The organism is Flavobacterium sp. UBA7680 (genome assembly GCF_002482975.1).
In the GTDB taxonomy this organism is placed as follows: Bacteria; Bacteroidota; Bacteroidia; order Flavobacteriales; family Flavobacteriaceae; genus Flavobacterium.
On the sequence record NZ_DLHA01000032.1, the window covers coordinates 129,537 to 148,724 of the forward strand.

Sequence of the window (19,188 nt, forward strand, 5' to 3'; positions counted from 1 at the left end):
GCTTCATTTCAGTTCTCTGTTATTTTTTGTTATTTTTATTGTTACAACCTGATCACTTTGAGATTCATAACAGAAAGACAATGAAATTATCAACTCAAATACTTCTCGCTTTTACGCTTATTATTTTACTTTCTGTAGCAGATTCCTATACGAATTACAGGCTGTCTAAAAAAGTACAGCTCAACTCTCAATTTCTTTCAAAATCTGAAGCCGTAATTCGAAACTCTAATAAAACCCACAGAGCCATTCTTGAAATGCAGAGTGCAGTAAGAGGTTATTTTTTAACAAACGATACCACCTTTTTAGAAGAATACCATACCGGAATAAAAAAAGTACCCGAATATCTTAATGAACAGCGATCTCTTATTGGCATTAATAACACCCAGCGGTCTATTATAGATTCTATAACCCAGCTGCATATTGAGTGGCTTGTATATACATCAGATTTGATCAAAAACAGAGAAAATAATCCCGTAGTTTACCAAAACTTGTTAGACACCAGACTCAAAAAACATATTGGTAAAAACATCAACGATGCCATTACTAAAAAGTTTAAAAGATTCGACAAAATCGAATACAAAACACGTAAATATCACAGCGATATGTTACTGCAGTCTTTAGCAAATACCAGAACATTTTCGCTTATATTTTTATCCTTAACCATATTTGTTGGTATTGCCAGTACAGCCTACATCGTTATTATGATTACCAACCGAATCAACTCTATGGTTCGCGTAGCAGATACAATTTCTAAAGGAAAATTTACCATAGTTGAAGATTATAGAAAGGACGAATTAAGTGCGCTTTCTTCCTCTTTAAATATTATGTCGCGCCGACTCGAAAAAAACATTCAGGAACTGGAAAACAAAAATGCCGAACTGCACAAATTTGCTTATGTAGTTTCTCATGATTTAAAAGCGCCTCTACGCGGTATTTACAATGTAATCAGCTGGATTGAAGAAGATTTATCGCAAGAGCTCTCCCCTGCCCTAAGAAATTATCTCAACATAATTCCGAAAAGAACACAGCGCATGGAAGCCTTAATTAACGGTCTTTTAGATTATGCCCGAATAAACCGAAAAACAACTCCTGAATTAGTAGATACAAGTACAATGGTTGATGAAATCGCGCAGTCTATTGTTCCAAGGAAATTCAAATTAGAAATAATTAATCTTCCCGAAATCTTTACAGAACGTTTAAAACTCGAACAGGTTTTCTCAAATTTAATCAGCAATGCGGTAAAATACTCCAATCCAGAAAAGCCTCGCATCGTAATAAAATGCGAAAAAATAATGAACGTTTTTGAGTTTTCGATAAAAGATAACGGAATTGGAATTGATCCTGAATACCATCAAAAAATCTTTGAAATATTTCAAACGCTGAGAGAAAAAAATGAAATGGAAAGCACCGGAATTGGCCTTGCCATTGTCAAAAAAATAATTGACGAACAAGGTGAAACCATCAACGTACAATCAAAACTAGGCGAAGGAGCAGAATTTACCTTTACCTGGAGAAATACTAAAGCTGTATGAGAAAGCCAAACATTTTACTAATTGAAGATGACGAACTGGATACTATTTCGGTAGAACGTTCTTTAAAAAAATTAGAAATTCAATATATCCTTCATACCGCCTACAACGGACTTGAAGCACTAAAACTATTAAGAGATTCTGAAGATCCTCTTGTACCGGATGTAATTCTTCTGGACATTAATATGCCAAAGATGAACGGAATTGAATTCCTTAGAATTATAAGAAGCGATGAAAATTTAAAAGACCTAAATGTTTTTATCATGACCACATCTTCTGAAAGCAATGACAGAGATACCGCCGAAGAACTCGGTATTTCAGGATATATCATTAAGCCACTGAATTACAATGACAATACAAAAAGACCCGATTCTATGGATGCCTTTGTACAATTTCATCTAAGGAAAATTTTATTGAATGAAAATACTTAAATTTAATAGAAATTTCAATTTTTTAAATTCCAAAAGATAAATTCCAAATTCCAACATCAATATCAATATCAATATCAATTGCAATGTCAAAAATCAAAAATTAGAAATCAGAAATAATCTAAAATCTGAACTCTAAAATATAAAATATAAGGTAATTATATATCACTTTACACAAAATAACAAAAAATAAGAATATTAACTTAAAGCCACTCTAGTAAGTGGCTTTTTTAATTTATAAAAGTCATGGAAAATTTAGAAATATTAACCAAAAAACAGTTAATCTCAAAAATACAAAACAGCAGACTAAAAAATAAAGGTCGCTGGGAAATTGAGATCAAAAAAGTATCAGATTTCAGATTCTTTAAACAAATAGAGTTACATGATAAATTTACTATTGTAATAAATAGCCCTCAATACACAGAAGTTGCTATTTATATAACAACAAAAGAATTGGTAAAATTACTTAGAACATACCAAGACAACCTTAATAATCGATAGGTTGTATTTCTATTCCCATAGTTTTCAATTCTTGTAGATTAAATTTAACCTCGGTTTCATTTATAATAACCTTAACACCTTCTTTATCTTGATATACTAAATCGTAATTTTTGGAAAATATTAAAAACAAGTAATTGCCAAATTTAAAGCTGTCTCTGTTTTGTAAATTTATCTTTTTGGGTTTTCTGTCTTTTTCTGCCTGAAAATTTAAGCCTATAGATGAAAATTCTATTTTAAAATCATTTTCTATAAAGTTCTTGTGGGCACTTCTAGTTAAATTTTGAATAGTTAAAATACCCAAAAAATCATCAATTAATATTTCTCTAGTCGAGTTATAAGCGTCACCAACTGCCCTATAAATTTTATCTGTGACAATTTCATTGAAATCACTTGTAGGACGTAAATTAATACTTTTTATAAAACGTATTTGTTTCTTTTCCATAGTTATTTAGATTAGTTATATAAAGATATATAAGAATTTATTAATCGTTCATAGTAAGTCCTATCTTCAATAAAATTCAATTCTTGTTTGATGATATTTAAAGAGTTTTTTACAAGCCAATCATTTACCATGTTTGTTGTGGAATTACTCGAATAATCATAACCTTTTTGCTCAATTGCTTGTACACACTTAGTCTCAAAAAGATATTTTAGATGATTAGCATATTTATAATCTAATTCTTTAGGTTCGCTTGTCATTAAGTTCAATACCAAGTAATCAATATTCTTATATACACTTTTAACAGTTATCTGAATAGACTTTAAGTTATTATCATATGCGGATTGCCTAGAACTAAGAGTTTTTTGTACAAGATCTAAATTGACACTTGATTGAGCTGGCTGTATCTGATAGCCTGAGGACTGAGATTTATTATCGTAATATTCCCATTGATTCAGATATGTATTGTATTGTTTATATCCAGTCATATTACCTCGGCCATCAAAGTATTCATACCGTCTTAACAAGGAATTATATTTTTCAGTTGATGTTTGTGAGTAGCAACTAATCGTAAAAATCAAAAACAGCAGGAAAGTAAATTTTCGCATAGGATTTAGTTTGTGTCACTAAACCCATGGTGACTTTGTTATACAAAAAAGCGTGGGTCTGAAGCCTTTATTTTGTATAGAAGCTTCCGACGGCTCACTCACAAACAAGTACAACAATACCCACGCCTAAGCATGAGCATCAGTCTTGTTTTTAGATGAGTGTTTGAATTGTCGGAATTCCTATACACCAAAAACAGCTAACGCCTTATATTTTCAATGTTGTAAAAGTAATAATTTACAACAAATTTCAAAGACTTGTAGGTGAAAAATTACCGCAGTACATTTATACAAGGGTTCTAAAAATAGAATTTAATTACACTAAAAATTTGTTTTTAATGTAAAATAGTTCTAAATTTGGTAAAAGAAAAACTAAAACCCATGTTTAATACAAATTTTAAGTCAGTAATTGAAATCATAACAACGTTTTCAGATGAGCAGAAATGTATAGCTTATTTGGAGCAGATGCGTTGGGAAGATGGAGTTGTAAGCCCTTTCGATGAGAATTCAAAGGTTTATAAGTGTAAGGGTAATAAATATCGTTGCAAAAACACTGGGAAGTACTTCAATGTTCGTACTAATACTTTATTTGACAATACTAAGGTTGAATTGCAAAAGTGGTTCTTAGCAATATATTTAGTTACAAGTCACAAAAAAGGCATTAGCTCTGTACAGCTTGCAAAAGATATAAACGTAACTCAAAAAACATCTTGGTTTATGCTGATGAGAATTAGAGCTTGTTTTGGAATTGAGAATTACAATGAATTAGAAGGTGTTGTGGAATGTGACGAATCATTCTACGGGGGCAAGAATATCAACAGGCACAAAGATAAAAAAGTAGAAAAGTGCCAAGGAAGGAGTTTTAAAGACAAAACTCCGATATTGGGAATGATGGAAAGAGGCGGTAAACTAAATTGTATTGTTGTAAATAACACGCAAAAAAGTTCGATACAGCCCTTAGTTAAAAGATTTGTTTCCAAAGACACTCATTTAATCACAGATGAGTGGCATGGATATACAGGTTTAAATAAGATTTATAAACATGATATTGTAAATCATGCCAAAAAAGAATATGTAAATCTTAATGACAGTTCAATACATTCAAACGGTATTGAAGGAACATGGAAAATAATGAAAAATTCTCTAAGAGATATGTATAACTTTGTTTCTAGAAAACATTTGCAATTATATGTTGATGAGCACGTATACAGATTCAATATGAGAAAACATGTAGAAAGTGATAAATTTAATTGGTTACTTTTTAATTCAGCAGTTAGAACAAAATATGTAAATTTGATAAATGAATAAAGAAGAAATTTTTAACAGGGCGGAAATACGCAAAATAGAGTTTGACGGAGAATGGTATTTTAGATTATCAGACTTAAAAGATATTCTAAATGAAGATTTATCCGAAGTAAAGACAATTGTTCTTCCTTTTATGATAGACGGAGAAAGAATAAATACAGAATGTGCTGATTATGAAAGCATAAAAAACGGACGTAAAAAAACAGACTTTGACAAGAAAATAATTCAAGCTCTGAATTTTAAGCCGGAAAGGAAAAAATAAACAGTCAAGCCTTACTTTAAACAGTAGGGCTTTTTATTTGATGTCTAAAAGCTCAAATAGTCCATTATCTAATTTTCTTTTCTGAGTTATTTGTTCTTCGTTATACTCTTCATCCGTTCTTATATACTTCTGTTCTACTATAAGATAATTCTCATGTACTTCTTTTATTTCAGCATAAAAAATATCTTCAAATTTAGGTAAAACGTAATTCACAAGAAATCTACGTTTTTGACCTATTAACTTTTCAAAAAACCTTAAACTCTTATACCTCATATGATTACAATTAAAGAACTAACAGAACAAGAGTACGAAAAAACTATGAATAAACCTACAGAATTAGTTTTCTTTTACCACCACAAAAATTTAGAAAAACAATTAATAGAAACTATTTATCTTCATTTTGCGGAAAACATTAAAGAAATGATAGAATATTTAAAAACAGTTTCTAAATTTAAATTTACTGATAAAGAATATATAATTTTACAAACTGAAAGTAAAAGTTTGACAATTTACTTTCCAGAAATGATTGAATAATAATTTGTCCGCAAAAAAACTAGAAAATCAAAAATTCTGGTGTAAACTAATATATAATTACCAAATATAAAATCTCCAAGCCGCCACTTATGAAAAAAGCAAAACACACCGATAAAGCTCCAGAAAACGAGGTCTTGATCGCACTGCCAATCATAACAGATGAAAAAAAGCCATCTGGAACCAAAGTAAAGAAAATCGAACCCGAAGAATCTATTCTTAACGATGCCGAATTTTTGAAGATTTTGCTGAAAGTTAAAAACGGAAACTTCTCGCAGCGTTTCCCAACCGATCAAAACGGAATAAAAAGATCCATTTGCGATACTTTAAACGAAATCATTGACCTGAACGAAAGAATGGTTTTTGAATTTCAAAAAGTTGGAAAAAGCATTGGTAAACAAGGAAAATTAAACAATCGCGTAGTTCTGGATGGCGCACGCGGTTCGTGGAGTTCCTGCGTTGATTCTGTAAACACCTTGATTTCAGACTTGGTTCACCCAACAATTGAAATTGCGCACGTAATTACCTCGGTGGCAAAAGGGAATTTATCTCAGGAAATGCCATTGTCAATTGAAGGAAACCCGCTTCAGGGAGAATTCCTCAGAATTGCAAAAGAGGTAAACGGAATGGTAAAACAGCTGAACCTTTTCTCGATGGAGGTTACGCGTGTGGCACGTGAAGTTGGTACAGACGGAAAACTGGGAGGTCAGGCAAAAGTTCGTGGTGTGGGCGGTGTTTGGAAAGATTTGACCGATTCTGTAAATAAAATGGCGAGTAACTTAACTGGTCAGGTACGTAATATTGCCGATGTAACAACAGCGGTAGCAAAAGGAGATTTATCTAAAAAAATTACCGTAGACGTAAAAGGAGAAATCTTAGAATTGAAAAATACCATCAATACGATGGTGGATCAGCTGAACTCTTTTTCTTCTGAGGTAACACGTGTGGCGCGTGAGGTTGGTACAGAAGGAAAACTGGGCGGACAAGCGCAGGTAAAAGGTGTCGGTGGAACCTGGAAAGATTTAACGGATTCGGTAAACCAAATGGCATCGAATCTTACCGGACAAGTACGTAATATCGCCGATGTAACAACCGCCGTAGCAAGAGGAGATTTATCTAAAAAAATTACCGTAGACGTAAAAGGAGAAATCTTAGAGTTGAAAGATACCATTAATACGATGGTGGATCAGCTAAACTCCTTCTCTTCTGAGGTAACTCGTGTATCACGTGAAGTAGGTTCAGAAGGAAAACTGGGAGGTCAGGCAAAAGTACGAGGTGTGGGTGGAGTTTGGAAAGATTTGACCGATTCTGTAAACCAAATGGCCTCCAACTTAACCGGTCAGGTACGTAATATTGCTGAGGTAACAACAGCCGTAGCAAAAGGAGATTTATCTAAAAAAATTACCGTAAACGTTGAGGGAGAAATTCTTGAACTAAAAAATACCATCAATACCATGGTGGATCAGCTAAACTCATTCGGTTCTGAGGTAACTCGTGTGGCGCGTGAGGTAGGTTCTGAAGGAAAACTGGGAGGTCAGGCAAAAGTAAAAGGTGTTGGTGGAACGTGGAAAGATTTAACCGATTCTGTGAATCAAATGGCATCGAACTTAACCGGACAAGTACGTAATATTGCTGAGGTTACAACCGCTGTAGCAAATGGTGACCTTTCTAAAAAAATTACGGCTGTAGCCGAAGGGGAAATCCTAGAGTTAAAGAAAACCATTAATACGATGGTAGATCAGCTGAACTCCTTCTCTTCAGAGGTTACGCGTGTGGCACTTGAAGTTGGTACCGAAGGAAAACTTGGAGGTCAGGCAAAAGTAAAAGGTGTCGGCGGAACATGGAAAGATTTGACCGATTCTGTTAACCAAATGGCATCCAACTTAACCGGACAAGTACGTAATATTGCCGAGGTAACAACAGCCGTAGCAAAAGGAGATTTATCCCGCCAAATTACCGTTGATACCAAAGGAGAAATCTTAGAGTTGAAAAATACCATTAATACTATGGTGGGTCAGCTGAACTCTTTCGCCTCAGAGGTGACCCGTGTGGCGCGTGAGGTTGGTACCGAAGGAAAACTGGGAGGACAAGCGCAGGTAGAAGGTGTCGGCGGAACTTGGAAAGATTTAACGGATTCCGTAAACCAAATGGCATCCAACTTAACCGGACAAGTACGTAATATCGCCGAAGTAACAACAGCCGTAGCAAAAGGAGATTTATCGCTCCAAATTACGGTTGACGTAAAAGGAGAAATCTTAGAGTTAAAAAATACAATTAATACCATGGTGGATCAGCTTCGAGGCTTTGCATCGGAGGTAACAAGGGTTTCACGAGAAGTAGGTACAGAAGGAAAACTGGGAGGACAAGCCAACGTTCCCGGAGTTGCAGGAACATGGAAAGATTTAACAGACTCTGTTAATCAAATGGCAGGAAACCTTACCGCACAGGTACGTAATATTGCCGATGTGGCGATTGCCGTGGCAAATGGAGATATGTCCCGAAAAATTACCGTTGACGTTCGCGGGGAAATTCTGCAATTAAAAGAAACCCTGAATACAATGGTGGATCAGCTTCGTGAGTTTGCCTCTGAGGTAACTCGTGTGGCGCGTGAGGTGGGTACCGAAGGAAAACTGGGAGGACAAGCAAACGTTCCCGGAGTTGCCGGAACCTGGAAGGATTTAACAGATTCTGTTAATCAAATGGCGGGTAACTTAACGACACAAGTACGTAATATTGCTGAGGTTACGATTGCCGTAGCAAACGGAGATATGTCGAAAAAAATTACGGCCGACGTTCGTGGGGAAATTCTGCAATTAAAGGAAACCGTTAATACCATGGTGGATCAGCTTCGTGCCTTTGCCTCTGAGGTAACTCGTGTGGCGCGTGAGGTGGGTACCGACGGTAAACTGGGCGGACAAGCATTCGTTCCCGGAGTTGCCGGAACCTGGAAAGATTTAACGGATTCCGTTAACCAAATGGCATCGAACTTAACCGGACAAGTACGTAATATTGCCGATGTAACCAAAGCCGTTGCAAATGGTGATCTTTCCAAACAAATTACCGTTGACGTAAAAGGAGAAATCCTCGATTTGAAAAACACCTTCAATACGATGGTGGAACAGTTAAATTCATTTGCTTCTGAGGTTACGCGTGTGGCGCGTGAGGTTGGTACCGAAGGAAAACTGGGCGGACAATCCCAAGTAAAAGGTGTTGCCGGAACTTGGAAAGATTTAACAGACTCGGTTAATGTAATGGCATCCAACTTAACGGGTCAGGTTCGTGGAATCGCAAAAGTGGTAACATCTGTAGCAAAAGGAAACTTAAAACAAAAATTATCTATTGATGCAAAAGGTGAAGTAGCACAGCTTACTGATACTATTAATGAGATGATTGACACTCTCGCCACTTTCTCAGATCAGGTAACAACAGTTGCCCGTGAAGTGGGTGCCGAAGGAAAATTGGGAGGGCAGGCAAATGTTCCCGGAGCTTCTGGAACGTGGAAAAACTTAACTGAAAACGTAAACCAGTTAGCGGCGAATCTTACCACACAGGTACGTGCTATTTCTGAAGTAGCATCGGCGGTAACGCAGGGAGATTTAACCCGAACAATTGGTGTTGAAGCAAAAGGTGAAGTCGAAGCGCTTAAGGATACTATCAACCAAATGATTTCAAACTTAAAAGCAACTACTTTACGTAATCAGGAACAAGACTGGCTGAAATCGAATTTAGCTAAGTTTACGCAAATGCTTCAAGGGCAAAAAGAGCTTAATTCTGTAACGATGAAAATCCTTTCAGAGCTTGCTGCCGTAGTTACAGCGCAACACGGACTTTTCTATATTCTGGAAGAAGGCGAACAATTCATGGATTCTAAACTGAATTTAATTGCCTCATACGCATACATCAAACGAAAAAATTCGCCTACCTCCTACGCTATGGGCGAAGGACTTATAGGTCAGGTTGCTATTGAAAAGGAAAGAATTATTTTAAGCAATGTTCCAAAAGATTATATCAGAATCAATTCTGGTTTAGGAGATGCCAAGCCAAAAGACGTAATTATTCTTCCCGTTTTATTTGAAGGAAGACTTAAAGCTGTTATTGAATTGGCTTCACTTGATACCTTTAGTCAGACACACTTAGATTTCCTTGAAGGATTAACAGAAAGTATTGGAATTGTATTGAATACTATCGAATCAAATTCAAGAACTGAGGAATTATTGGTACAATCACAATCATTAGCAAGCGAGCTGAAAAGTCAACAGGAAGTATTGAAAAATACGAACGAAGAACTGGAAGAAAAAGCAATTCTATTAGCCAATCAAAAAGAAGAAGTGGAACTCAAAAATCAGGAAGTTGAGGTTGCCCGTAAAGCTTTGGAAGAAAAAGCAGATCAGCTTACTTTGACTTCAAAATATAAATCAGAGTTCCTGGCGAATATGTCGCACGAGTTAAGAACGCCATTAAACAGTTTGCAGATTCTCGCCAACGAATTAATCGCGAACCGCGACGGGAATTTATCCGAAAAACAAATTCAGTTTGCCAAAACAATCAACTCTTGCGGAGATGACTTAATTCAGTTAATTAATGATATTCTGGATCTTTCTAAAATTGAATCCGGTTATATTTCTGTGGATTACAATCCAATTAGTTTTGCAGAAATCAGCCGATTTGTGGAATCCACCTTCAACCCTATTTCTCAGGCGAAACATCTTAATTTTGAAATTATGATGGATCGTAATCTTCCTGAAGTTATGGAAACCGATTCGCAAAGATTGAATCAGATTTTGAAAAACCTACTTTCGAATTCATTCAAGTTTACTGAAAAAGGCGGCGTAAGATTAAACATTTATAAAGCAGATAATAATTGGAAAACCAAAAACGCAAGTCTGGAAAATGCAGAAGCCGTTGTTGCTTTTGAAATTTCAGACACCGGAATTGGAATCTCCAAAGAAAAACAAAACATCATTTTTGAAGCTTTCCAACAAGCAGAAGGATCTACAAGCCGTAAATATGGAGGAACCGGTTTAGGATTATCCATCAGCCGCGGACTTTCTGATTTATTAGGCGGAAGCATCGAACTGGAAAGTGATACCAACATTGGAAGTAAATTTACCTTGTTTTTGCCTTTAAAATTTGTTCATATTCCAGAATTGGAAGACATTAATGTAAATGAAGAAACAAACGTTATTCACGCCGGAAAAAGCCGTTTAAAATCACTCCCGTCTGCAAGTTTCAAAAAATCAGACATGGATTTATATTTTGTAGATGAAGTTGGCGACGACCGAACCGACATCAAACCAAATGACAAAATTCTTTTAATTGCCGAAGACAATATCACCTTTGCTAAAATATTACTAGAAAGAGCACATCAGCATGGTATAAAAGCGATTGTAACGACTCGCGGAAATGATGTTGTAGATTATATCAATCAATTTCAGCCGCACGCTATTACAATGGATTTAAACATGCCGGACACCAGCGGCTGGAAAATTCTCGACCGATTAAAAACAGATTTCACGCTTCGTCATATTCCGGTTTATATTATTTCGGGAGAAGATGAAAGAAACAAAGGTTTAAAACGCGGTGCGAGAAACTTTTTCCTTAAACCGGTCAAAAACGAATTATTGACTTATCTTTTCAATGATATTCAGGATTTTAAAGACAAGAAAGAAAAAAATCTTCTTGTAGTGGATGATAATGAATTTGAACTGGAACGAATTGTCGAAGCTGTTGAAGGCGAAGACATTTCGGTATCAACTGCTTTAACGGCAAAAGATGCTGTAAAACTGATACAGGAAAAATCATTTGACTGTATCATATTAGACTTAATACTTCCAGATGCCGATGGTTTAGATTTAATAAGCGATCTGGAAAACAACATCAGCGGACAAGAAACTGCCATAATTGTACATTCTGCGGGTGATGTTAATAAAAAACAACGTGCTAAACTCAGCCGTTTTGCACACAGTATTATTACAAAAAGTGCCGTATCAATCGATGAATTAGTAGATCAGACTGCTCTGTTTATGCATCGCGTACATAAAGATCTGCCGGAAAGCATGAAAGACAGAATTGAAACATATTATTTAAAAGAAGATGTTTTAATCAATAAAAAAGTGCTTTTGGTAGATGATGATGTTCGAAATTTATTTGCGCTTACAACTGCTTTAGAGCGTTTTGGTTTAGATGTTATCAGCGCAGAAAGCGGTCACGAAGCCATTGATATTTTGAGCCAGAATTTAAAAATTGATATTGTTTTAATGGATATCATGATGCCGGAATTAGACGGTTATGAAACCATGAAAATCATTAGAAAAAATATAAAACATAAAGACCTGACTATTATTGCTGTAACAGCAAAAGCAATGAAAGGCGACAGACAGCGCTGTATCGAGTCCGGCGCATCAGATTACATTACAAAACCGGTAAATGTTGAACAATTATCCTCTTTAATGAGAGTGTGGTTAAAATAATTCCCCTATTATGAAAAGCCAAAACCCCATAGAAGAACATCCGGTTAAAATATTAATTGTCGATGACAAGAAGGAAAACCTACTTTCGCTTCAGGTCATACTTGCAGATCAGGGATATGAGTTTGTAGAAGCAACTTCTGGGAAAGATGCGCTGCGAATTCTCCTTAAAAATCAGGATTTTGCCATTATGCTTATGGATGTGCAGATGCCGCTTATGGATGGTTTCGAAACTGCCGAACTCATTCGCCAAAGCGACAAGCTTAAACACGTTCCTATCATTTTCTTGACGGCCAATATGAACACTACAGATTATATCTTTAAAGGATATCAGTCTGGAGCTGTTGATTATATGATTAAACCTTTGTCTGCAGAAATCCTTCAGGCAAAAGTGATGGTTTTTACAGAATTGTATAAGAAAAACAGAGAGCTACGCATAAAAGAAGAAGAAGCAACTGCGCTAAATGCCAAAATCACGAAAGCAAATGAAGAATTGGCTGCGCAATATATTGCCATAGAAAAATATGCAACTGAGCTAAAAAAGAAAAATACGGAACTTGATGCTTTTACACATATTTCAAGTCATGATTTACAGGAACCGCTGCGTAAAATTCAAACTTTTTCAAACATCATTCTGGCAAAAGAATATCCAAATTTAAGTCCGGACGGACAGGCAAAATTTGAGCGCATTTTATATTCCACCAACCGAATGCGGGAATTAATCAACGATTTATTGACTTTTTCCCGAACGAATATTACAGATCGTATTTATGAAAACACGGATCTTAATATCATTATTGAAGATGTAAAAGAAGCACTTCGGGAAAATATTAAGGAAAAAAATGCTTCGATTATTACAGACCTTCACGGCAAAATAAATATCATTCCGTTTTTATTTATTCAGCTTATCGAAAATCTGGTAAACAATGCCCTGAAGTTTTCTCAAAAGGAAATTCCGCTTCAAATCGAAATCAAAAGCCGAATTGTTAGTGGTGAAGAATTACAAAATGATAAATTATCAGCATCAGAAAACTATTGTCATATAAGTTTTAAAGACAACGGAATTGGTTTTGAACCTGAACACAGCGAAAAAATATTCGGTGTTTTTCAACGCTTACACAGCCGCGATATTTACGACGGAACGGGAATTGGCCTTGCCATCGTAAAAAAGATTGTCGAAAACCATAATGGTATTATTAGCGCAACGGCAAAACCTATGGAAGGTGCAACGTTTAATATTTATATTCCACAAAAATAACCGGATTAAAATCCGGTCTACAATATAAACTGGATTGAAATCCAGCCATACAATATAAATCGAGCCTTCGGCTCTTTATTTTGATGCCGAAAAATTATAGATCGCATTAACACCCAGAATGTAAAATCCCGAAGGGATGATTTATATTGTAGGGCCGGATTTCAATCCGGTTTAACGATATATTTGATTTCAATCCGGTTTAATTTCATTGTAACGCTGGATTTAAATGCGGTTTAATTTAAATCTCCATCCGGTTTAATTTCAATCTAATTAAAATCCCACCCTTTTTGATCATCGAAAAATTTAAATATCTTTGACCATAACATGCAGGAAAAACTTCGGGAACATATCGAAAAAATAATAAAGCTGACAGATGAAGAATTTTCATTTATCAGTCAGCATTTTATCACCAAAAAATTCAAAAAGCACCAATTTTTAATTCAGGAAGGAGATGATGTAAAATATGCTTATTTTATAATTTCCGGACTTTTAAAATTGGTTTACACTGATGAATCTCTAAAACAACATATTGCTTCCTTTGCTATGGAAGACTGGTGGGAAAGCGATTATTATGCTTTTTTCACTCAAACAAAAGCGACAATGTCTTTAGAATGTTTGGAAGATACCGAAGTGCTTTGTTTTACTTTGGAAGATTATAAAGACTTATGTGATAATTCCCCTAAAATGCTGCGCTTTTTACTGGAGAAAGCCAACTTTGGTTTCCTTGCCTCACAGCGTCGTATTATTTCCTGGATGACTTCTAACCCAAAAGAACGTTACGAACAACTTTTAAAACAATATCCAACCCTTTTTCAGCGCGTTCCTAAAAGCCTTATTGCTTCCTATCTTGGTGTTTCGCGCGAAACCTTAAGCCGTTTATCTTCGTAAATGTGACATTTCGCACTTTATATTCGTGACAAATGTCAAGACCTGTTTCCACAAGTTATTTTCAATTTTGCAGTATAAATTTTAAACTGTAATCGTGAAAACAACAACAAAAATTTTAGGATTATTATTATTAATCACAACAATGCCAGTATTGGCACAAACTAAAAAAGGAAATAAAATGGAAAAAAGAGTTATCAATCCATGGAAATGGCAAAATGAGCGTAGTTATAATCAGGCAGTTGAAGTAAAAAATCCGCAGGGAACATTGTATGTTTCCGGGCAGACTGCAATAAACGCCGAAGGAATTTCAAGCAACGAAAATATGGAATCCCAGTTAAAACTGGCGATCCAAAATCTGGAACAAGTAATCACCGAAGCAGGTTACGAATGCAGCGGTATCGTGAGATTAACGATTTATACGACTGCAACTTCTGAGCTTTGGCCTCACTTCAATATCCTGCAGGAATGGATTGCCAAACACAACATTCAACAAGCTACAACTTTAATGGAAGTAAAAAGCCTTTTTGAAACCGTTAAAGTAGAATTGGAAGCGACAGTGGTTAAGTAATTTTTAGTTGCTAAGTTGCTAAGGTTCTGAGATGCTAAGATTTTTCTAAAACCTTTGAACCTTTGCAACTAAAAAACTTAGAAACTTAGCATCTCAGCAACTTAGAATCTTACAAAAAATCTCCATCCTTAACCTTAAAAGCCCACTCCGCCATTGCTTCAATAACAGGCAATAAACCTTGTCCGGCATTGCTTAATCTATAGGTTACAAAAGGAGGTACAACTGGTTTTGCTTCTCGAATTACAAGACCATCTGCTTCTAATTGTTTTAAATGCTGAATGAGCATTTTTTCTGTAATAGCAGGAATTTCTCTTTTTAATTCGCTGTAACGTTTCATTCCGCTTGATAAATGCCAAAGAATAATAGGTTTCCAGTAACCTCCTATTTTTTCCATTACAAACGTAACCGGGCATTTTTCCAGTGCATACTGCTTATTTTCCTGAATTGTCGATGATTCTTTAATTGCTGTCATGATACATACTATAGGGTAAGTACTTGTATAAAAGTAAGTACAAAGATACCTTTGTAACTGTAATAAAAAAAATTATATATATGAAAATTATAGTAACAGGTTCTTTAGGGAACATAGGAAAACCATTAACTACAAAACTTGTCGCTGCAGGTCACGACGTAACCGTAATAAGCAGTAATGCTGACAGAAAAACAGCAATCGAAAATCTGGGCGCAAAAGCTGCAGTAGGTTCTGTAAGCGATGCTGCATTTCTATTGGAAACATTAAAAGGTGCCGATGCCATTTTTGCGATGACACCGCCAAATTTAGGCGGAGCAAATGTTATTGCGAATACTGAAAACGCTGGTAAATCTTTTGCAAAAGCAATCGAAGAAGCTCAAGTAAAAAGAGTTGTAATGTTAAGCAGTATTGGTGCTCATTTACCAAACGGGACTGGACCAATTACAGGACTTCATAAAATTGAAGAAATATATAAGGAATTGAATACTTCTGTTACTTTTTTAAGAGCAGGTTTCTTCTTCACTAATTTTTATAATGATGTTCCTTTGATTCAAGGAGCTGGAATTATTGGTTCTAATTATCCTTCAGAAATAACAATTCCATTTGTGCATCCGGTAGATATTGCTCAGGCTGTTGCCGAAGAATTACAGCAGACTCCGGCAGGAAAAAATATCCGATATATTATCAGTGATGTTCGTACTCCGGGTGAAGCTGCAAAAATTTTAGGAGATGCAATTGCAAAACCAGAATTACCATGGGTAGAATTTACAGATGAACAGGCTCTTGGAGGAATGGCACAAGCAGGAATTCCGGAAGAAATTGCTAAACTTTATGCTGAAATGGGAACTGGTTTAAGAAGTGGAAAAATCATTGAACATTTCTTATCAAGCAATGCTTCTGTTGACGGAAAAATAAAACTGGAAGATTTTGCAAAAGAATTTGCAACAAAATTCTAATTGCAATTAAAAGCAAAAAAAGCAGCAAATTTCTTTGCTGCTTTTTTTTTAAAAACTGTTGTCTATAGCAATCTGAAAATTTTCAACACATAGAAACATAGATTTCTAGTGTTGATAAAGATTAAAATAAATGACACATCATTTACACATAGCTATGTTTGTTTAAACAAGTGAAACGCCTTTTTAAAACAATAAAATCTATGTTTCTATGTGTTTAAATCTTTAATCGGGATTAGCCAATATTTTATACAACTCAGCATTTGAAATGTAAAACTGATTTTCAATACTAATTTGAGACAGTTTTGCGCTTACCAAATTATTTTCTCTCGAATTAAGTAAGAAGATAGAGCTTTCGCCGAAAGAAAATAACTTCTCTTCAGAGTTCAGCATCGTTACATAATCTTTTACCAAATTGTCAATTACATTTTTCTGCCTTTTTAAAGAAGCAATTTCCGTTTGCTGGGCTTTTATTTTGTTTTTCAATTCCAGTCTCTGTTGTTCAATATCAAACTTTAAATCCTGAATTTTCAGTTTTGCCATTTTCAGGCTTCCTCGCTCCTTTCGCAAGAAAATCGGAATGCTGAAATCGATATTAAACTTATAATCATCGGCATTAAAAGAATCAAAATAAGAAGGCTCAGAAATATAATTGTAGCCCACATTTAATTTTGGTAACAGCGAATTAGCTTTCAATTGTCGGTTAACTTCCAGCATCGACATTTTAGTTTCTAAAGCCTGAATTTTAGGATGCGAATCTAACGTTTCAACATTTACCATCATCGCATCTGTTTTTAGGGTTTCTTCTAAAGTCAGAATCAAATTTTCTTCTGGTTTCACCATATCTCCCAATTCAACGGGCACATTTTCAAGCCATAAATAATTCGACAAATACAATTTCGCTTTAGCTAATTTTAAATTTCCGTTTTCAACATTTAATTCTCGGTTTCTAACTGTAATTCCGGCTTCAACGCTGTCAATTGCTGGAGAATCACCAAGTTCAATCAGTTTTTTTACACCCGCAAAACGTGTGCTTGCAAAACCAAGATATCGTTTATAAAGTTCGGCTTCGTTGTAACTTTTTCTCCATTCAAAATAAGCTTCGCTTGCTTTATACAAAACCTCAATTGCTCTCAATTTTCGCTGTGCGTCACTTAATTTTAACTGCAGTTTTCCTTCGCGGACATCTGCCATTCTTTGGTTGATGAACATTCCTTGTCCCAACGCAACGCTGACTCCTAAAGAAGTTAATCCGTTATCGGGCGTACGATTCTGCGGATTATAATATTGTCCGTCTGTATCGTCAAATCCTGCTTTAATTTCAATTCCGTACCAAGTCGGAATTTTAAAACTGCTGTTTAAAATCGAATAATATTCAGTTCCTTTAAATTCTTTTTTATTGTAATCGACTTCAATTTTCGGATCAAAACCACCGCGCGCCAGCATCAACGCTGCCTGCGCATTGCTAATTTCAAGATTCGCCTGTTTTACCAGCGGATGGTATTTTTTTACATATCCTAAATATTCGCTGTAACTCAGTTCTTCTTTATTAAAATCCTGACCATAAGCAGTAAAACCGAATAAAAACAAAAGAGAAAACAGTCGAACTATAGTCTTAAATTTATTTTTTGTCTTTTCCATTTTTTGCCTCCTTTTCATCTGACTTATAATAATTTGGCGGAAATCCGTTTAAGTTTCGCCATATTTCATACCAAACCGAAACCGTTTCTAATAAAGCAATACTCTGCGCTCCTGCTCCAATGCTCAATTCTTTCGGCCATTTTTCATCTTTGTTTCCGTCTGGCGAAATCAAAACCCTGTATTTTCCATTGGCACTAATAAAATTTTCAATCGCCACAACTCGTCCGCCAAAAGTTCCATAAGACAATCCCGGCCATCCAGAAAATACGATTCTCGGCCATCCGTCAAACCAAACACGCACTTTTGCACCGCGATGCACCAACGGAAGATCGATTGGGTCAACATACGTTTCTACCGCAATATCATAACTTGCCGGCATAATGCTGATAATTGGCGTTCCTTCTTTAATTGTTTCTCCAAGTCCAGCCAGTAAAGCACGGTTTACATATCCGCTTTGCGGAGCCGTGATATAATACAAACCATTTCTAATACTGTAGTTTACATATTGATTTTCCAGTTTATTTACTTGGGCTTTTGTATCATATTGTGTGCTCAAAGCCGTGAATTTATCACTTCTTGATTTCGATATCTTTTCAGCATATTCAGCCGTAATTCGGTTTATTTCAACTCTTGAGTTTATCAATTCATTTTTACTGCTCAAAAGTTTATTTTGCTGTGTAATAATATACGCCTCAGATTCTTGCAATTTTAATCGCTTTTGTTCTACATCTGTCAAAGGTTTTAAGCCTTCTTTATTTAATGCAGTCGAACGGTCAAATTGTGTTTTTGCAATTCTTAACTGCGTTTTTACCGCTTCAAGATCCATGCTGTCACTTTTAATTTTCAGCTGGGCTTGTTTGATTTTATTTTGAGCCTGCTGCAATTTCAATTCTCTTTCGGTATTAAGCGACTGTGCCTGAACGTTTAGCGAACTTACTTTATCAGCATAAGATTCTACAGCCATTTTTTTGGCATCAACCTGATCTTTTGTATTTCCAACTAAATTGGGATCTAAATAATCTTCTTTGGTTTCAGAAATAAACAAAATAGTATCTCCTTTTTTTACATAATCCCCTTCCTGCACATACCATTTTTCGATTCTTCCCGCAATGGCATTATGAACTGTTTGTGGTCTTTGGTCTGGTTTTAATGTTGTAACAGAACCACTTCCCGAAATATTTTGTGTCCATGGAAGAAAAAGACAGGCAATGCAGAAAATTAAAAATCCAACAATTACTCGATTTAAAATTTTATAGTGCGGTCTGCGGGCAACGGCGGTAATCGATTTGTATTTGCCCGGCGTAATAAGTACGTTATTATCTTTTGATATATTAAGCATGA

17 protein-coding genes are annotated in these 19,188 nt (G+C 35.4%); 11 read left to right on the forward strand and 6 right to left on the reverse strand.

What is annotated here, in order from left to right; all coding sequences use genetic code 11:
- Positions 1 to 80 precede the first annotated feature (80 nt).
- The 3 genes from B3C18_RS14630 (at position 81) to B3C18_RS14640 (ending at position 2,458) form a co-directional block, all read left to right on the forward strand.
- Positions 81 to 1,532, forward strand: coding sequence for an ATP-binding protein (locus tag B3C18_RS14630; RefSeq protein ID WP_291148032.1), 1,452 nt, complete (start codon positions 81 to 83; stop codon positions 1,530 to 1,532).
- On the forward strand, positions 1,529 to 1,960 hold the full coding sequence (locus B3C18_RS14635; protein ID WP_291148034.1) for a response regulator: 432 nt from the start codon (positions 1,529 to 1,531) through the stop codon (positions 1,958 to 1,960). Before B3C18_RS14630 ends, B3C18_RS14635 begins: the two co-directional genes overlap by 4 nt.
- 243 nt (positions 1,961 to 2,203) lie before the next feature.
- Positions 2,204 to 2,458: a hypothetical protein gene (locus B3C18_RS14640; protein ID WP_291148036.1), complete on the forward strand. Its 255-nt coding sequence runs from the start codon at positions 2,204 to 2,206 to the stop codon at positions 2,456 to 2,458.
- On the opposite strand, the gene B3C18_RS14645 is transcribed toward B3C18_RS14640, so the two are convergent.
- Positions 2,445 to 2,900 (reverse strand): hypothetical protein, encoded by a 456-nt coding sequence (locus tag B3C18_RS14645; RefSeq protein WP_291148038.1) that lies wholly within the window; start codon positions 2,898 to 2,900, stop codon positions 2,445 to 2,447. The two genes, B3C18_RS14640 and B3C18_RS14645, sit on opposite strands and share 14 nt — an antisense overlap.
- Positions 2,901 to 2,911: 11 nt before the next feature.
- The gene (locus B3C18_RS14650) at positions 2,912 to 3,505 is read right to left on the reverse strand and encodes a hypothetical protein (protein ID WP_291148040.1); all 594 of its coding nucleotides are present in this window, start codon (positions 3,503 to 3,505) and stop codon (positions 2,912 to 2,914) included.
- A 378-nt stretch (positions 3,506 to 3,883) separates the two neighbouring features.
- Between B3C18_RS14650 and B3C18_RS14655 the strand changes: the two genes are divergently transcribed.
- Positions 3,884 to 4,810, forward strand: a complete 927-nt coding sequence (locus B3C18_RS14655) for an IS1595 family transposase (RefSeq protein WP_291148042.1) — start codon at positions 3,884 to 3,886, stop codon at positions 4,808 to 4,810.
- Positions 4,803 to 5,069, forward strand: coding sequence for a hypothetical protein (locus B3C18_RS14660; RefSeq protein ID WP_291148044.1), 267 nt, complete (start codon positions 4,803 to 4,805; stop codon positions 5,067 to 5,069). The genes B3C18_RS14655 and B3C18_RS14660 overlap by 8 nt, the downstream gene beginning before the upstream one ends.
- 33 nt (positions 5,070 to 5,102) lie before the next feature.
- Here B3C18_RS14660 and B3C18_RS14665 read toward each other — a convergent pair whose 3' ends face one another.
- On the reverse strand, positions 5,103 to 5,342 hold the full coding sequence (locus tag B3C18_RS14665) for a hypothetical protein (RefSeq protein WP_291148046.1): 240 nt from the start codon (positions 5,340 to 5,342) through the stop codon (positions 5,103 to 5,105).
- Between B3C18_RS14665 and B3C18_RS14670 the strand changes: the two genes are divergently transcribed.
- The 5 genes from B3C18_RS14670 to B3C18_RS14690 all read left to right on the forward strand — a co-directional run bounded on the left by B3C18_RS14670 (position 5,343) and on the right by B3C18_RS14690 (position 14,781).
- Positions 5,343 to 5,603: a hypothetical protein gene (locus B3C18_RS14670; RefSeq protein WP_291148048.1), complete on the forward strand. Its 261-nt coding sequence runs from the start codon at positions 5,343 to 5,345 to the stop codon at positions 5,601 to 5,603. It abuts the gene before it with no gap.
- Between the two features lie 89 nt (positions 5,604 to 5,692).
- Positions 5,693 to 12,070 carry a hybrid sensor histidine kinase/response regulator gene (locus B3C18_RS14675; protein WP_291148051.1) on the forward strand — a complete coding sequence of 2,126 codons (6,378 nt, stop codon included), beginning with the start codon at positions 5,693 to 5,695 and terminating at the stop codon, positions 12,068 to 12,070.
- A gap of 10 nt (positions 12,071 to 12,080) precedes the next feature.
- The gene (locus B3C18_RS14680) at positions 12,081 to 13,325 is read left to right on the forward strand and encodes a sensor histidine kinase (protein ID WP_291148053.1); all 1,245 of its coding nucleotides are present in this window, start codon (positions 12,081 to 12,083) and stop codon (positions 13,323 to 13,325) included.
- Between the two features lie 324 nt (positions 13,326 to 13,649).
- Positions 13,650 to 14,213 carry a Crp/Fnr family transcriptional regulator gene (locus tag B3C18_RS14685; protein WP_291148055.1) on the forward strand — a complete coding sequence of 188 codons (564 nt, stop codon included), beginning with the start codon at positions 13,650 to 13,652 and terminating at the stop codon, positions 14,211 to 14,213.
- A gap of 178 nt (positions 14,214 to 14,391) precedes the next feature.
- The gene (locus B3C18_RS14690; RefSeq protein ID WP_291148856.1) at positions 14,392 to 14,781 is read left to right on the forward strand and encodes a RidA family protein; all 390 of its coding nucleotides are present in this window, start codon (positions 14,392 to 14,394) and stop codon (positions 14,779 to 14,781) included.
- A 109-nt stretch (positions 14,782 to 14,890) separates the two neighbouring features.
- Here the strand turns inward: B3C18_RS14690 and B3C18_RS14695 are convergent, their stop codons facing one another.
- Positions 14,891 to 15,253: a winged helix-turn-helix transcriptional regulator gene (locus tag B3C18_RS14695; RefSeq protein ID WP_291148057.1), complete on the reverse strand. Its 363-nt coding sequence runs from the start codon at positions 15,251 to 15,253 to the stop codon at positions 14,891 to 14,893.
- An 80-nt stretch (positions 15,254 to 15,333) separates the two neighbouring features.
- Here B3C18_RS14695 and B3C18_RS14700 point away from each other — a divergent pair, with 80 nt between their 5' ends.
- Positions 15,334 to 16,209 carry an NAD(P)H-binding protein gene (locus tag B3C18_RS14700; RefSeq protein ID WP_291148059.1) on the forward strand — a complete coding sequence of 292 codons (876 nt, stop codon included), beginning with the start codon at positions 15,334 to 15,336 and terminating at the stop codon, positions 16,207 to 16,209.
- A 222-nt stretch (positions 16,210 to 16,431) separates the two neighbouring features.
- Here B3C18_RS14700 and B3C18_RS14705 read toward each other — a convergent pair whose 3' ends face one another.
- Entirely contained in the window at positions 16,432 to 17,847 is a 1,416-nt protein-coding gene (locus tag B3C18_RS14705) for a TolC family protein (protein WP_291148061.1), read from the reverse strand.
- Positions 17,828 to 19,186 carry an HlyD family secretion protein gene (locus B3C18_RS14710; protein WP_291148063.1) on the reverse strand — a complete coding sequence of 453 codons (1,359 nt, stop codon included), beginning with the start codon at positions 19,184 to 19,186 and terminating at the stop codon, positions 17,828 to 17,830. The genes B3C18_RS14705 and B3C18_RS14710 overlap by 20 nt, the downstream gene beginning before the upstream one ends.
- Between the last annotated feature and the right edge of the window lie 2 nt (positions 19,187 to 19,188).

What these genes read in the sequence shown, in the direction of transcription:
- B3C18_RS14630 (WP_291148032.1), top strand. Translation starts at nt 81, where the DNA reads ATGAAATTATCAACTCAAATACTTCTCGCTTTTACGCTTATTATTTTA.
- B3C18_RS14635 (WP_291148034.1), top strand. Translation starts at nt 1,529, where the DNA reads ATGAGAAAGCCAAACATTTTACTAATTGAAGATGACGAACTGGATACT.
- B3C18_RS14640 (WP_291148036.1), top strand. Translation starts at nt 2,204, where the DNA reads ATGGAAAATTTAGAAATATTAACCAAAAAACAGTTAATCTCAAAAATA.
- B3C18_RS14645 (WP_291148038.1), bottom strand. Translation starts at nt 2,900, where the DNA reads ATGGAAAAGAAACAAATACGTTTTATAAAAAGTATTAATTTACGTCCT.
- B3C18_RS14650 (WP_291148040.1), bottom strand. Translation starts at nt 3,505, where the DNA reads ATGCGAAAATTTACTTTCCTGCTGTTTTTGATTTTTACGATTAGTTGC.
- B3C18_RS14655 (WP_291148042.1), top strand. Translation starts at nt 3,884, where the DNA reads ATGTTTAATACAAATTTTAAGTCAGTAATTGAAATCATAACAACGTTT.
- B3C18_RS14660 (WP_291148044.1), top strand. Translation starts at nt 4,803, where the DNA reads ATGAATAAAGAAGAAATTTTTAACAGGGCGGAAATACGCAAAATAGAG.
- B3C18_RS14665 (WP_291148046.1), bottom strand. Translation starts at nt 5,342, where the DNA reads ATGAGGTATAAGAGTTTAAGGTTTTTTGAAAAGTTAATAGGTCAAAAA.
- B3C18_RS14670 (WP_291148048.1), top strand. Translation starts at nt 5,343, where the DNA reads ATGATTACAATTAAAGAACTAACAGAACAAGAGTACGAAAAAACTATG.
- B3C18_RS14675 (WP_291148051.1), top strand. Translation starts at nt 5,693, where the DNA reads ATGAAAAAAGCAAAACACACCGATAAAGCTCCAGAAAACGAGGTCTTG.
- B3C18_RS14680 (WP_291148053.1), top strand. Translation starts at nt 12,081, where the DNA reads ATGAAAAGCCAAAACCCCATAGAAGAACATCCGGTTAAAATATTAATT.
- B3C18_RS14685 (WP_291148055.1), top strand. Translation starts at nt 13,650, where the DNA reads ATGCAGGAAAAACTTCGGGAACATATCGAAAAAATAATAAAGCTGACA.
- B3C18_RS14690 (WP_291148856.1), top strand. Translation starts at nt 14,392, where the DNA reads ATGGAAAAAAGAGTTATCAATCCATGGAAATGGCAAAATGAGCGTAGT.
- B3C18_RS14695 (WP_291148057.1), bottom strand. Translation starts at nt 15,253, where the DNA reads ATGACAGCAATTAAAGAATCATCGACAATTCAGGAAAATAAGCAGTAT.
- B3C18_RS14700 (WP_291148059.1), top strand. Translation starts at nt 15,334, where the DNA reads ATGAAAATTATAGTAACAGGTTCTTTAGGGAACATAGGAAAACCATTA.
- B3C18_RS14705 (WP_291148061.1), bottom strand. Translation starts at nt 17,847, where the DNA reads ATGGAAAAGACAAAAAATAAATTTAAGACTATAGTTCGACTGTTTTCT.
- B3C18_RS14710 (WP_291148063.1), bottom strand. Translation starts at nt 19,186, where the DNA reads ATGCTTAATATATCAAAAGATAATAACGTACTTATTACGCCGGGCAAA.